This is a genomic window from Oerskovia sp. NPDC057915 (assembly GCF_042887685.1).
Taxonomy (GTDB): Bacteria; Actinomycetota; Actinomycetes; order Actinomycetales; family Cellulomonadaceae; genus Oerskovia.
In genome coordinates this window covers 1-14,798 of record NZ_JBHVOS010000039.1, presented here as the reverse complement: position 1 = coordinate 14,798, position 14,798 = coordinate 1, and the positions used below count along the sequence as shown (strand labels likewise).

Annotated in this window: 7 protein-coding genes; 2 read left to right on the top strand and 5 right to left on the bottom strand. The window is 73.5% G+C overall.

Annotation, left to right across the window (positions count from 1 at the left end; all coding sequences use genetic code 11):
- Positions 1–150: 150 nt before the first annotated feature.
- From glgB to ACFVQ3_RS18490, 5 genes are all read right to left on the bottom strand, one after another.
- Positions 151–2,445 carry a 1,4-alpha-glucan branching protein GlgB gene (gene glgB, locus ACFVQ3_RS18510; RefSeq protein ID WP_387642256.1) on the bottom strand — a complete coding sequence of 765 codons (2,295 nt, stop codon included), beginning with the start codon at positions 2,443–2,445 and terminating at the stop codon, positions 151–153.
- 72 nt (positions 2,446–2,517) lie between these two features.
- A complete protein-coding gene (locus ACFVQ3_RS18505) occupies positions 2,518–5,253 on the bottom strand; it encodes a glycoside hydrolase family 2 protein (protein ID WP_387642253.1) in 2,736 nt (911 codons plus the stop codon).
- Between the two features lie 166 nt (positions 5,254–5,419).
- On the bottom strand, positions 5,420–7,024 hold the full coding sequence (locus ACFVQ3_RS18500) for a phosphotransferase (RefSeq protein ID WP_387642250.1): 1,605 nt from the start codon (positions 7,022–7,024) through the stop codon (positions 5,420–5,422).
- Between the two features lie 33 nt (positions 7,025–7,057).
- Positions 7,058–8,848, bottom strand: a complete 1,791-nt coding sequence (gene treS, locus ACFVQ3_RS18495; RefSeq protein ID WP_387642247.1) for a maltose alpha-D-glucosyltransferase — start codon at positions 8,846–8,848, stop codon at positions 7,058–7,060.
- A complete protein-coding gene (locus ACFVQ3_RS18490) occupies positions 8,845–10,893 on the bottom strand; it encodes a maltotransferase domain-containing protein (RefSeq protein ID WP_387642259.1) in 2,049 nt (682 codons plus the stop codon). Before ACFVQ3_RS18490 ends, treS begins: the two co-directional genes overlap by 4 nt.
- A 234-nt stretch (positions 10,894–11,127) precedes the next feature.
- On the opposite strand from ACFVQ3_RS18490, the gene glgP reads away from it, so the two are divergent.
- Together glgP and ACFVQ3_RS18480 are read left to right on the top strand one after the other, a co-directional pair.
- Positions 11,128–13,713, top strand: a complete 2,586-nt coding sequence (gene glgP / locus ACFVQ3_RS18485; RefSeq protein ID WP_387642244.1) for an alpha-glucan family phosphorylase — start codon at positions 11,128–11,130, stop codon at positions 13,711–13,713.
- A gap of 41 nt (positions 13,714–13,754) precedes the next feature.
- On the top strand, positions 13,755–14,756 hold the full coding sequence (locus ACFVQ3_RS18480) for a hypothetical protein (RefSeq protein ID WP_387642241.1): 1,002 nt from the start codon (positions 13,755–13,757) through the stop codon (positions 14,754–14,756).
- The last annotated feature ends 42 nt before the right edge of the window (positions 14,757–14,798 follow it).

Here is a 14,798-nt window from a genome sequence, read left to right as displayed (position 1 = left end):
GGGGGCGGCCCCCCCCCGCCCGGGCCCCCCCCCCCCGCCGTCGTGCACGAGGTGCGTGGCCGGAGAGCGTCCCGTCCGGGTCTGACCGGCTCGAGGACGGACCGGCTCGACGTCGACGTCAGACCGGCGCGACGTCTGACCGGCTCGACGTCAGACCGGCTCCAGGTACAGCGCGCCGAGCGGCGGGACGCGCAGCGCGACCGAGTGCGCCCGCCCCTTCCACGGGCGGGACTCGGCGTGGACCTCGCCGAGGTTCCCGACCCCGGAGCCGCCGTAGACCTCGGCGTCGGTGTTGAGGACCTCGCGCCACGCGCCGCCCTGGGGCAGTGCCAGCCGGTAGTCCTCGTGCGGGGTACCCGCGAAGTTGACGACGACCGCGACCTGGTTGCCGGCCGCGTCGCGGCGCAGGTACGCGACCACGTTGTGGTCCGCGTCCTCGGCGTCGAGCCACTCGAAGCCCGCGGGGTCGTGGTCGAGCGCCCACAGCGCGGGCGTGCGCCGGTAGAGCGCGTTGAGGTCCCGCACCTGGCGCTGCACGCCGGCCCTGCCCGCGTCGTCGAGGCCGGCCCAGTCGAGGCTCGCGGCCTCGTTCCACTCGGTGTGCTGGGCGATCTCGCAGCCCATGAACAGCAGCTGCTTGCCGGGATGCGACCACTGGTAGGCCAGGAACGACCGGACCCCCGCACGCTTCTGCCAGTCGTCGCCCGGCATCTTGCCGTAGAGCGACCCCTTGCCGTGCACGACCTCGTCGTGGCTGATGGGCAGGACGAACTGCTCGGAGTACGCGTAGACCATCGAGAACGTGATCTCGTGGTGGTGGTAGCGCCGGTTGATGGGCTCCTCGGCGACGTAGCGCAGCGAGTCGTTCATCCAGCCCATGTTCCACTTGAGCCCGAACCCGAGGCCGCCCGCGTCGGTGGGGCGCGTGACGCCGGGCCAGGCGGTGGACTCCTCGGCGATCATCATCACGCCCGGCGTGCGCCGGTAGGCGGTCGCGTTGGTCTCCTGGAGGAAGGCGATGGCCTCGAGGTTCTCGCGCCCGCCGTGGACGTTCGGGTGCCACTGGCCGGGGCCGCGCGAGTAGTCGAGGTAGAGCATCGAGGCCACCGCGTCGACGCGCAGGGCGTCGACGTGGAACTCCTCGAACCAGTACGTCGCGTTGGCGACGAGGAAGTTGCGCACCTCGTTGCGCCCGAAGTCGAACACGTACGTGCCCCAGTCCGGCTGCTCGCCGCGCAGGGGGTCGGGGTGCTCGTAGAGCGGGGTGCCGTCGAAGCGGGCGAGCGCCCACTCGTCCTTGGGGAAGTGCGCCGGGACCCAGTCGAGGATCACGCCGATCCCGGCGCGGTGCAGGGTGTCGACGAGGTACCGGAAGTCGTCGGGGTGCCCGAACCGTGCGGTCGGGGCGTAGTAGCTCGTGACCTGGTAGCCCCACGAGCCGCCGTAGGGGTGCTCGGCGACGGGCATGAGCTCGACGTGCGTGAACCCGGTCTCGAGGACGTAGGCCGTGAGCTGGTCGGCGAGGTCGCGGTAGCTCAGGCCCTGGCGCCACGAGCCCAGGTGCACCTCGTAGACGCTCACGGGGCCCGCGTGCGGGTCGCGGGACGCACGCTCGGCGAGCCAGGCGTCGTCGGTCCACTCGTGCCCGGACGCGACGACGACGCTCGCGTTGGCGGGCGGCACCTGCGTGCCCTTGGCGAGGGGGTCGGCCTTCTGGAGCCAGGCGCCGCCGGCCGTGAGGATCTCGTACTTGTAGAGCGTCCCGGGCCCGATACCGGGCACGAATAGCTCCCACACCCCCGTGTCGCCCAGCGACCGCATGGCGTGGGTGCTGCCCTGCCAGTGGTTGAAGTCCCCGATGACCCGCACCGCGCGGGCGTTGGGCGCCCAGACCGCGAACGCCGTGCCGCTCGTCGTCCCGGGCGACCCCGGTTCGCCGAGGGCGCTCGGGTAGACCTTCGGGTTGGCACCCAGGACGGTCCACAGCTCCTCGTGGCGCCCCTCGCGGATCAGGTGCTGGTCCATCTCCCCGAGGCTCGGCAGGAACCGGTAGGGGTCGTCCTGGAGGGTCGTGGTCTCGCCGTAGCGCGAGCGGACGCGGTAGTCGGGCGCGTGCAGCACCGGAGAGGTCGAGGCGCCGGGCACGGGCTCGTCGACGGCTGCGGGCACGACCGCGACCCAGATCCCGTCCTGCTCGTGCGTCGCGGCGAACTCGCCGTCGAGGGTGATGATCGCGACCTCGTCCGCGAGCGGGCGCAGGACGCGCACCGTGGCGGCGCCCCCGGTCCGGCCGCCGGGTAGGGGCACCGCGGTCAGGTGCGGGCCGAGCACCCCGTGCGGCCCGGAGGCCCTGCCCTGGGCGACGGCCGCGAGCGCGACCGGATCGGCCGGCACCACGGGGAGCGGTGGGAGGGAGCTGCTCGGAGGTGTCGATGACCCGGTCATGGCCCAACCTTTCCACGTCGCGGGGGCGCGTGCGTACTCCCCGCGCCGCGAGCGCGTCCGCTCACCCGGCGCTCACGGGGCGAGCCCGGGCGTCGACGGTCCCGCGACGAGCTGGTTCGCGGTCCGCAGCACGCGACGCGCGCTCAGGGTCCCGGGATCGAGCGGCACGGGCGACGTCACGGTGAACGTCGCGGACTCCCCGGGCAGGAGCGTGACGAGCTGGTCGTCGACGGTCGCGTCGGGGTCGACCTTGTCGACCAGCAGGGCGAGGTCGCGCACGAGATCGCGCGCCGTCACGGTGACCTCGTACCGGTGACCTTCGGCAGGCCCTCGGTCCGCGGCGGGCCCGCGGAGCGAGCCCGGCACGGGCGACGGCGCCGGGGCGCCCGAGGCGACCACTCGCACCACCACGTCCAGCCCACCCTCGGTCAGCGCGCTGTCGCGCGGCTCCGCGAAGAACCACAGCCCGCGCTCGTCGCCCAGGGTCGCGACGACCAGCTCGTCGGCCCCTCGCCCGACCGTCGCGACGTCGTCGGGCAGCAGGAGCGTGCGCGTCTCGCGCGGTGCCAGCCCGACGGCGGTGCTCACCTCCGCGAGGACCGTCCCGTCGTAGCGCACGCGCTGCTGGACGAGCGTCCCGCTCCACGGGGCGGGCGAGTCGTTGACGACGACCACCGCGAGCGCCGACGGGCCGCCGGGGACGGGCGCGCCGCCGTCGGGCCTGCGGGGCTGGACCGTGACCAGGCGGTCGCGGTACGCGTGGGCGAGCGCGAACAGCGTGGGCTTGGCGCGGCCCGCGCCGTCGACCGCGGCCCACGACGTGACGGGCCAGCAGTCGTTGAGCTGCCACACGATCGCGCCCGCGCAGCGCGGGCTCCACGAGCGCAGGTGCTCGATCCCGACCGTCATGGCGTTCGCCTGGTTGACGGACATGGCCCAGTGCCAGTCGTCCATGTCGTCGGGCAGCGGGAAGTGGGGGAGCAGTCCGTCGGTCAGCTTGTCGTTGCCCTGCGCGGCCTTCTGGTGCACGAGCATCCCGGGGGACTCGGGCGTCAGCGGGTCGTCGGACAGGGCGTCGCGCAGCGTCGACCACGTGGGCGGGCCCTGCCAGCCGAACTCGGCGACGAAGCGCGCGACGTGGTCCCGGTACACCTCGTAGCCCTTGCGGTTCCACGCGTCCCAGACGTGCACCGAGCCGTGCGCGTCGAGGTTGGGGTGCAGGTCGAGCGAGCCCGACCACGGGCTGCCCGGGGTGTACGGGCGCCCCGGGTCGAGCTCGGCGAGCAGCGCCGGCAGCAGCTCGGTGTAGTACCCGAGGCCCCAGGTGCGGCCCTGGAGGCGCGGCTGCCAGTCCCAGTCGTGGAATCCCCACAGGTTCTCGTTGTTGCCGTTCCACAGCACGAGGCTCGGGTGCGGGGCCAGGCGCACGACGTTGTCGCGCACCTCGGCCTCGACCTCGCCGCGCAGCGGCTCCTCCTCGGCGTAGGTCGAGCACGCGAAGAGGAAGTCCTGCCACGTGAGGATGCCGCGCTCGTCGCACAGGTCGTAGAAGTCGTCGGCCTCGAAGATCCCGCCGCCCCACACACGCAGCAGGTTGACGTTCGCCTGCTCGGCCTGGGTGATGCGCGCCGCGTACCGCTCGCGCGTCACGCGGTGGGGGAACGCGTCGTCGGGGATCCAGTTGGCGCCCCGAACGAACACGGGCCGGTCGTTGACGACGATCACGAACGAGGTGCCGGGCTCGCCGTCGTGCTCGTCGGGGAGCATGTCGAGGCGCACTGTGCGGAAGCCCACGCGGTGGCGCCGCACGTCGAGCGGCCCGACGGCGGCGCGCGCCCCGGTCGCCTCGGCCGACGGCCCGGGGGGCGCGGGTGTGGGGAGGAGCTCGACCGTGACCTCGTAGAGCGGCTGCTCGCCGAACCCGCGGGGCCACCAGCGGCGCACCTGCGGGAGGTCGAGGTCGACGACCGTGGTCTCGCCGGACGGGACCCGGGCGGTCGTGACGAGGCCGTCGACGTGGACCGCGAGGTGACCGGGGACGGGCTGGTCGGCCGGGGCCGCGGCGGCCGCGGCGGCCGCCGCGTGCGGTGCGTCGGCGGGCGACGCGTGCGGCGGGTCGACGGCCGGGTCGGCGAGCGTCGCGACGGGGCGCACGGCCGCGAGCCGCGCGCCCGACCACGCCTCGAGCGCGAGGGGGCGCCAGATGCCCGACGTCGCGGTCTCCAGCCCCCAGTCCCACCCGAAGCTGCACGCCATCTTGCGGATCGCGTTGAACGGGTGGGGGTTGGTGTGGGGGCGGTAGCCCATGGCCACGTTCTGGGCGGCGGCGTAGGCGAGCGGCGAGGAGAAGCGCACGACGAGCTCGTTGCTGCCGGGGCGCAGGTGCTCGTCGACGGGCAGCCGGTACGTGCGGTGCTGGTTGGCGGTCTCGGCGAGCAGGTGCCCGTTGAGGGTCACGGCCGCGACGGTGTCGAGGCCGTCGGCGACGAGGTCGTGGCGTTCGTGGCCGTCGGGGGTCCACTCGAAGGTCGTGCGGTACTCCCAGTCGCAGCGCCCGATCCACGCGAGCACGTGCTCGTTGTCGTCGAGGTAGGGGTCGGGGACGATCCCGGCCGCGAGGAGGTCGGTGTGGACCGTGCCCGGCACGGTCGCCGGCACCGGCGCGTGCAGCCGGTCGGCGAGGTGCGCCGGGACGGGACCGGCGACGGCGCGCACGGTCCAGCCCGCGTGCAGCTCGCGGCGGGTCAGGCTCTGCGGGGCGGTGGAGGTGCCCGGGGCCTGGTCGGGAGGTGATGTCAGCGCTGTCATCGTCGAGCGTGCGAGGTCTGCAGAGGCCGGGGCCGAGGTCACGGGGAAGCTCCAGAGAGGTGAGGGGTCGTCGTCGAACCGCGGCACCATCATGCCTGGTGGCGGGCTGATCCCGGCGCAGCGGGCGGCGACGGCACGTCGAGGCCCCGGCCACCCAGCGGTGTGGCTACCGTCCGCCCAGCAGCCGGTCCACCGCGGTGAGCGGGATCGGCTCCCACGCGGGCCGGTTCCGGGACTCGTACACGACCTCGTACAGCGCCTTGTCGAGGACCAGCGCCCGCAGCAGCGCCTCGGTCGTGGAGACCGAGAGGCCCGCGGTCCCGTCGTCCTCACCGATCTCACGCCGGTACGCCTCGACGAACGCCGTGCGTGCGGTCGTCGTCCACCGGGGCGAGCGTGCCCCGCCGACCGCCGCCGCGTAGTCGAGCGATCGCACGATCCCCGCGACGTCGCGCAGCGGCAGGTCCGGGCGCGTGCGCTCGGCCACGGGTCGCAGCGGCTCGCCCTCGAAGTCGAGGATCTTCCAGCCGTCGCCGCGCGCGTGCAGGGCCTGCCCCAGGTGCATGTCGCCGTGGATCGCCTGGAGCACGGGAGGCGGTGCCTCCTCGCGGGCGAGGCGCTCGGCCACGCCGTCGAGGAACGCCTCGACCTGTGCGGCGCGTCGCCCGAGCGGGGCGGAGGAGGCGCAGGCCTCGCGTGCCCGACGGCGCAGGTCGCCCAGCAGCCAGCCCGCCTCGAGCGGTGGTCCCGTGGGCAGAGCCTCGCGCAGCGCCCGGTGCATGCTCGCGAGCGTCCGGCCGAGGTCGGCCGCGAGGTCGGCGAACGACGTGTCCTGGGCCGCGTAGGCGCACGCGAGCTCGAACCCGTCCCGGGCGTCCGTCACGAGCTCGCTCAGGACCGCGAGGTGCGCGGTCCTCGCCGGTCCCAGCGCGGGGGCGTCCGCCGGCACGTCGAGCAGTTCCCACGTGGCCTCGACCCAGCCGAGCGGTCGCGGCACGCCCGTCCAGCCGACGCGGGCCAGCGCGTCGGGGACCACGACGTCCGGGTTCGGGCCGATCGCGATCGTCCGCAGGATCTTGAGGATCGACCCGCCCGCGACCCCGGGGAGGATCACCGACGAGTTCGACTGCTCGCCGCCGACCGTGCGGGCGCCCGTCAGGTCGACCGGGCGGTGCCCATGATCGTCGTGGTGGTGGTCGTGGTCCTCGTGCACGTCGCGGTCGACAGGTCCACCGGTGCCCCCGCGAGCGTCCTGGCGCACCTCGCCCGCCCGCTCGAGCGCTCCCAGGAGGGCCACCCACAGGTCGGGGTGCGTGGCGCCGTCGTGCACCGCGAGCGGGGCCCCGGAGACCTCGACGACGCTCGCCCCGCCCTGCGGCCCTCCCGGCGCCGCGGCGGTCTCCGGCACGAAGCCCACCAGCCCCGGGAGGGGCGCACGGGTCGTGCCCGTGCCCGGTGAACGGGCGTCCGTCGGCCCTGTCACCGGGGGCGTCCCGCCCGCAGGCGTCAGGACCAGCGGGACCTGGATCACCAGGTCCACCCCGTCGCCCACGATGCGCAGCAGGTGCAGCGTGCAGCGGTCGGTGAGCGCGAAGCTCATCCACGGCACGTGCCGCACCGCGAGACCCTTGACGGGGTACCAGCGCTGCGCGGGCAGCCACGCGTCGAGGAGGCCGAGCAGCCGGGCATCGGGGACCGGCACACGCTGCGCCGACCCGAGCGGTCCGGGGCGCGACACGACGGGCGAGGACGAGACGGTCTTCGGCACCACGTCAGCTCCTTCTGCCGGGCAGGTCAGGGCGTCCTACGACACCGTGAGCCAGTAGAAGTCCCTCGACCCCCATGTCATCACGACGTCGCCGTCCTCGCCCACCGAGGGGAACGTGGCCCCGCCGAACACGTCGGTCAGGGTCGCGCCCGCGTGCTCGGGCAGGTGGATCGTGGCGGTGCGCGCGGTCGCCGACAGGTTCGCGACGCACAGGATCGTCTCGGCCGCGTTGCGCCGCAGGAACGCGAGGACCGACTCGTTGTCCGTGACGAGCGTGACCTGCTCGCCGTCGCCGAACGCCGGGTGCAGCCTGCGCACCGCGAGCATGCCGTGGACCCAGTGGAGCAGCGACGTCGGCTGCGCGAGCTGGTTCTCCACGTTGACGTACCCGTAGTTGTGCACGAGCGACTGGATGGGCGGCAGGTACAGCTTGCCCGGGTCCGCGGTCGAGAAGCCCGCGTTGCGGTCCGGGGTCCACTGCATGGGCGTACGGACCGCGTCCCGGTCCGGCAGCCAGATGTTGTCCCCCATCCCGATCTCGTCGCCGTAGTACAGGCACGGGCTGCCCGGCAGCGACAGGAGCAGCGCGTGCGCGAGCTCGACCTCCTTGCGCGAGTTGTCGAGCAGCGGTGCCAGGCGGCGTCGGATGCCGACGTTCGCGCGCATGCGCGGGTCCTGCGCGTACCACCCGTACATCGACGCACGCTCCTCGGTCGAGACCATCTCGAGCGTCAGCTCGTCGTGGTTGCGCAGGAACGTGCTCCACTGCGCGCCCGCCGGGATGGGCGGGGTGTCGCGCAGGATGTCGACGATCTGGTTGGCCCGCTGGTCGCGGATCGCGTAGAAGATGCGGGGCATGACGGGGAAGTGGAAGCACATGTGACACTCCGGCTCCTCCTCGGTCCCGAAGTAGTCCACGACCTCCGCGGGCCACTGGTTCGCCTCCGCGAGGATGATGCGGCCCGGGAACTCGGCGTCGACCATCTGCCGCACGCGCCGCAGGAACCGGTGCGTCTGGGGCAGGTTCTCGCAGTTGGTGCCCTCGGCCTCGAACAGGTAGGGGACCGCGTCGAGACGGAACCCGTCCACGCCGACCTGGAGCCAGAACCTCGTCACGTCGAGCATCGCGTCCGCGACGCGCGGGTTCTCGAAGTTGAGGTCCGGCTGGTGCGAGAAGAACCGGTGCCAGAAGAACTGGCGCCGGACCGGGTCGAACGTCCAGTTGCTCGTCTCGGTGTCCACGAAGATGATGCGCGCGTCCTGGTAGCGCGTGTTGTCGTCGCTCCACACGTAGAAGTCGCCGTACGGCCCCTCGGGGTCGGCGCGCGACGCCTGGAACCACGGGTGCTGGTCGCTCGTGTGGTTCATGACGAGGTCGATCACGATCCGGATGCCGCGCGCGTGCGCCTCGGCGATGAGCTCGGTGAAGTCCGCCATCGAGCCGTACTGGCCCGCGATGGCGGTGTAGTCCGCGACGTCGTACCCGCCGTCCCGCAGCGGCGACGGGTAGAACGGCGGCAGCCACAGCGCGTCGATCCCGAGCCACTGCAGGTAGTCGAGACGCTCGATCAGGCCGCGCAGGTCGCCCGAGCCGTCGCCCGAGGAGTCCGAGAACGCCCGGACCAGGACCTCGTAGAACACGGCCGTCCTGTACCAGGCAGGGTCCGCCGAGAGACCCGAGCGCTGCGCCGTCGGGGCCGCGGGCTGGCGTCGCGGAGGCAGCGCACCGACGGGCAGGGGCGCGGTCGTCGGTGCGACGGGGGCGGGCCCCGCAGCGGGGCCCGCGGCAGGCCCCGCCGCGCGTGCCGAGAACGGCGAGCTGCTCATGGCGTGCTCACGTGGATGACGTGCGCCACCTGCTCCTGCGGGACCAGCTTGACGTAGACGTCCTCCCCCCAGCCGTACGACGCCCCCGAGAGCAGGTCGTGCGCCACGAACTGCCCGTGCTCGGGCGCCACGCCCAGGGCGGCCAGGTCGAGGTGGACCATGGACTCCTGCGTGCCCCACGGGTCGAGGTTCACGACCACGACCACGGTGTCGGCAGGGGCCACCGTGCCGTCCGGCGACACCCGCTCGGGCAGGTGGCGCGAGAACGCGAGGACCCGGTCGTTGCTCGTGGGGTGGACCGTGAGGTTGCGCAGCTGGCGCAGCGCCGGGTGCTCGCGGCGCACCTCGTTGAGGCGCGTCAGGAGCGTCGAGATGCCGAGCTCCTCCGCGAGCGCCCAGTCGCGCGGCCGGTACTCGTACTTCTCGTTGTCGATCTGCTCCTCGACGCCGGGGCGCGGCACGTTCTCGACGAGCTCGTAGCCCGAGTAGACGCCCCACGTGGGGGAGCCGAGCGCCGCGAGGACCGCGCGCACCGCGAACCCGGCGACGCCCCCGTGCTGCAGGTACGGCGGCAGGATGTCGTGCGTCGTGGGCCAGAAGCTCGGGCGCATGTAGGACCCCGCGGGCCCCGAGACCTCGGTCAGGTACTCGGCCAGCTCGGTCTTCTCGTTGCGCCACGTGAAGTACGTGTACGACTGGTGGAACCCGATGCGCGCGAGCGTGTGCATCATCGCGGGCTTGGTGAACGCCTCCGACAGGAAGATCACCTCGGGGTTCGTCGCGCGGACCTCGGCCAGCAGCCACTCCCAGAACGGGAGGGGCTTGGTGTGCGGGTTGTCGACGCGGAACGCCGTGACACCGCGCGCGATCCACACCCGCACGACGCGCAGCACCTCGGCGTAGATGCCCGCCGGGTCGTTGTCGAAGTTGAGCGGGTAGATGTCCTGGTACTTCTTGGGCGGGTTCTCGGCGTACGCGATCGAGCCGTCGACGCGCGTCGTGAACCACTCGGGGTGCTCGGTGACCCACGGGTGGTCGGGCGAGCACTGGAGCGCGAGGTCGAGCGCGACCTCCATGCCCAGGCGCCGGGCCTCCCTCACGAACGCCTTGAACGTGCGCTCGCTGCCGAGCTCGGGGTGGATCGCGTCGTGCCCGCCGTCCTTCGAGCCGATCGCGTAGGGCGACCCCGGGTCGCCCGGCAGCGCGGTCAGCGAGTTGTTGCGGCCCTTGCGGTGCGTGGTCCCGATGGGGTGCACGGGCGTCAGGTAGACCATGTCGAAGCCCATCGCGGCGATCGCGGGCAGGCGCCGGGCGGCGGTCGTGAACGTCCCGGACCGCCACGTCCCGTCCTTGAGGCGCCGCGCGCCCTCGGAGCGGGGGAACATCTCGTACCAGGCGCCGGCGAGGGCGAGCGGCCGGTCGACCCGCAGGGGATACGTGCCCGACGGCGTCACGAGGTCCCGCAGAGGAGTGCGGCCCAGGGCGTCGCGCACCTCGGGCGACAGGGCCGCGGCGAGCCGGGCCGGGGAGGGGCGCGACGGGTCCGCGAGGGCCGCGGCGCCGTCGTGCAGGGTCTTCGCGTCCTGCGGGCTCAGACCCTCCAGGGCCGTGATGCGCTCGAAGAGCGCGACGCCCTCGGCGAGCATGAGCTCGACGTCGATACCCGCCGCGACCTTGATCGCCGCGTCGTGCGCCCACGTGCCGTACGGGTCGGACCACGCCTCGACGCGGAACGACCACGCGCCCGGTGCGTCGGGGGAGACCGTCGCGCGGAACCGGTCGAGGCCCGGGGCCACGTCGACCATCCGTGCCCAGGAGTGGTCCGTGCCGTCCGGGGCGACGAGCACCGCCGTCGCCGCGACCGCGTCGTGGCCCTCGCGGAACACCGTGGCCTCGACGGGGACGACCTCACCGACCACGGCCTTCGCGGGCCACCGGCCCCCCTCGACCACGGGGGACACCTCGACGACCGGGATGCGCCCGATCGGGGCGGCCGGGGCGATCGGAGGAGCGATCGGGGGGAACGTCGCAGCGACGCTGGACACGGTCGAGGGGGCGGTCGGCACCGGCGCGGGCGCGGGGGTCACGGGGGTCGCGGAGTTCTCAGGCACGAGCACAAGGTATCGAGCGCGGGCGAGGTGCGGCACCCGCTGGGCGGGTGTGGCGCGCAACCCGCGCCGCACGCTCGCCCGGCCGACGGGTGAAACCGCCCGAGGCCGACGAGAGCACGCGGTAGGTAAAGGGTGTACAGCAGCCCACAGTTGCGTACTGTCGGACCCGTGAGAGCGATCAGACGTTTCACCGTCCGCACCGTCCTGCCCGCCGAGCTGCACGACCTCGACGAGCTGTCCCTCAACCTGCGCTGGTCGTGGCACGCGCCCACGCGCGAGCTCTTCATCGCGATCGACCCGCAGCTCTGGGAGTCCGTGAAGCGCGACCCGGTGGCGCTCCTCGGCGCCCTCGGGCCGGACCGCCTCGCGGCGCTCGCAGCCGACCAGGAGTTCGTGGGCCGCGTCCGCGCCGCGGCAGCGGACCTCCACCGCTACCTCCAGGACCCGCAGTGGTACCAGGAGCAGGCCGCGGGCGGCGAGGAGCTCCCGCAGGCGATCGCCTACTTCTCCCCGGAGTACGGCATCACCTCGGTCCTGCCGCAGTACTCGGGCGGCCTCGGCATCCTCGCGGGCGACCACCTCAAGAGCGCCTCCGACCTGGGCGTCCCGATCGTCGGCGTCGGCCTGCTCTACGGTGCGGGCTACTTCCGCCAGTCCCTCACGCGCGACGGCTGGCAGGTCGAGACCTACCCGCTGCTCGACCCCGACGGGCTGCCGCTGACGATCCTGCGCGAGGACGACGGCACGCCCGCGCGCGTCTCGATCGACCTGCCCGGCGGGCGCGTGCTGCACGCGCACGTGTGGGTCGCCGCCGTCGGGCGCGTGCCGCTGCTGCTGCTCGACTCCAACGTCCCGGGCAACGACGAGGCCGCACGCAAGGTCACCGACCGCCTCTACGGCGGCGGCGGCGAGCACCGCCTCCAGCAGGAGCTCCTGCTGGGCGTCGGCGGCGTGCGCGCGCTGCGCCTGTGGTCGCGCCTGACTGACGCCCCCGAGCCCGAGGTCTACCACACCAACGAGGGCCACGCCGGGTTCCTCGGCGTCGAGCGCATCCGCGAGCTCGTGACCGGAGCCGGGCTCACGTTCGACGCGGCGCTCGAGGCCGTGCGGGCCGCGACCGTGTTCACGACGCACACGCCGGTCCCCGCAGGCATCGACCGGTTCGGGCGGGACCTGATCGCGCAGTACTTCGGCGGCGACAACCAGATCCCCGGGATCGACGTCGACCAGGTGCTCGCCCTCGGCGCCGAGGACTACGAGGGCGGCGACCCCACAGTCTTCAACATGGCCGTCATGGGGCTCCGCCTGGGCGGTCGCGCCAACGGCGTGTCCCTCCTGCACGGCGAGGTCTCGCGCGGCATGTTCAACGGCCTCTGGCCGGGCTTCGACGCGCGCGAGGTCCCCATCACGTCCGTGACGAACGGCGTCCACACGCCCACCTGGGTCGACCCGCGCCTCGCCGCGCTCGAGGCCGAGCGGCTCGGGCTCGACGAGCTCACGGCCGACACGGCGTCGGCGGGGTGGCTCGACCCCGCCGGGGTCGGCGACGAGGAGCTGTGGGGCATGCGGCGCGAGCTGCGCGGCCAGCTCGTCGACGAGGCCCGCAACCGGCTCCGCAAGTCCTGGCGCGAGCGCGGGGCCAGCCCCGCCGAGCTCGGCTGGGTCGACGAGGCGCTCTCGCCCGACGTCCTGACCATCGGGTTCGCGCGCCGCGTTCCCACGTACAAGCGCCTGACGCTCATGCTGCGCGACCCCGAGCGGCTGCGGTCGCTCCTGCTCGACCCCGAGCGGCCCGTCCAGCTCATCGTCGCCGGCAAGTCCCACCCCGCCGACGACCAGGGCAAGCGGCTCATCCAGCAGCTCGTCCGGTTCACCGACGAGCACGACGTGCGCGGGCGCATCGTGTTCCTGCCGAACTACGACATCGGCATGGCGCAGTCGCTCTACCCGGGCTGCGACGTGTGGCTCAACAACCCGCTGCGCCCGCTCGAGGCCAGCGGCACGTCGGGCATGAAGTCCGCGCTCAACGGCGGCCTCAACCTGTCGATCCTCGACGGGTGGTGGGACGAGTGGTACGACGGCGAGAACGGGTGGGCCATCCCCACGGCCGACGGCGTCGAGGACAACGACCGCCGCGACGACCTCGAGGCCGCCGCGCTGTACGACCTCATCGAGACGCAGGTCGCGGCACGGTTCTACGACCGCGACGAGCGCGGTGTGCCGGTCCGCTGGCTCCAGATGGTGCGGCACACGCTCGCGACCCTCGGCCCCAAGGTCCAGGCCACGCGCATGGTCGCGGACTACGTGCACCGCCTGTACGGGCCCGCCGCCGTCGCGGGGCGCACGCTCAACGGGCCGGGCTTCGAGCCGGCGCGCGAGCTCGCGGCCTGGAAGCAGCACGTGCGCGGCGACTGGTCGCACGTGCGCGTCGACCACGTCGAGTCGAGCGGGATCCGCGAGGTGCCGCAGGTCGGCGACCTGCTGTCCGTCAAGGCCTACGTGTCCCTCGGCGACCTGCAGCCCGGCGACGTCGAGGTGCAGGTGGTCCACGGCCGTGTGACCGAGGCCGACGTGATCGAGTCGTTCACGGCAGAGGCTCTCGAGCTCGCCGAGACGTACGAGGCCGGGCGGGCGGCGTTCGCCGGGTCGGTGCGCCTCGAGGCGTCGGGGCCGTTCGGGTACACCGTGCGGATCGTGCCGAAGCACGAGGGCCTGGCGAGCGTGGCGGAGCTGGGCCTGGTCGCGAACGCCTGACCGCCTGGGTGCCTCGGCGCGTCGGCGGCCACGATGCGCGGATGAGCTCCGACTCCTCACCGCCCGCTCCCGCTCGCCCGCCACAGGGGCCAGATCCGCGACGACCCGTCGACCTCACCCAGCTCGCTCACCGTCGAGTCCCCGACGCCGAGACGTTCCGGGGCGACGAGCGGGCGCGACTGGAGCGGAGGTTGCGATCGGGAGAGGTGCGGCGGGTCCGCCGTGGCGTGTTCGTCGCGCCCGTGCCGACGGACGCCCCGGCCCTGGCCCGGCAGGCCGAGGTCCTCGCGGAGATGAGAGGCGTCGCGAACCGGCTCACGACTCCGTTCTGGTTCAGCCACGTGAACGCGGCACTGCTGTGGGGGTGCTGGACGTGGCGCCTCGCAGCCGAGGTGCACGTCACGCAGCTCGGGCACCCGAAGGTCCGGAGCGACGACAGGGTCCTTCGACGGCACTGGACCGACCTGCCGGTCCGTGACAGGTGCACGCTCGACGGGCTGCCTGTGACGGGACTGGAGCGGACCGTCGTCGACTGCCTCCGGGGGCTGCGCGAACCGCAGGGGATCGTGATCGCCGACTCGGCGCTGCGGATCGGGGCCCGGGCCGAGGTCCTGGAGACGATCGTCGAGGAGTCCGCCGGCAAGAGGGGGATCGTCCGCGCGCGCCGGGTGCTCGCCGCGGCGGACGGTCGTTCGGAGTCTCCGGGGGAGTCCCTCGTCCGGTGGTTCGCGGTCGACGCCGGACTGCCCGCGCTCGACGTGGCGATCCCCGTGGAGACCTGGCTCGGGGCATTCTGGCTCGATCTCGGCTGGCCCGACCTTCGCATCGGGATCGAGTTCGACGGCGCGGTCAAGTACTCGGGCGGGCGCTACGGGGAGCCTGGTGAGCGGTTGCTCGCGGAGAAGCGCAGGCAGGACGCGCTGGTCGAGGCCGGGTGGACGATCATCCGGGTCACGTGGGCAGACCTGTCGGATCCGGAGCGGCTCGTGGCCCGGCTGCTCGCAGCCCGTGAGCGATCGCGGGGTCGCCGCTCGCCGAGGTAGACCCGTGTGCGCGAGGTAGACCTCCCGGAGCTCTACCTCGCG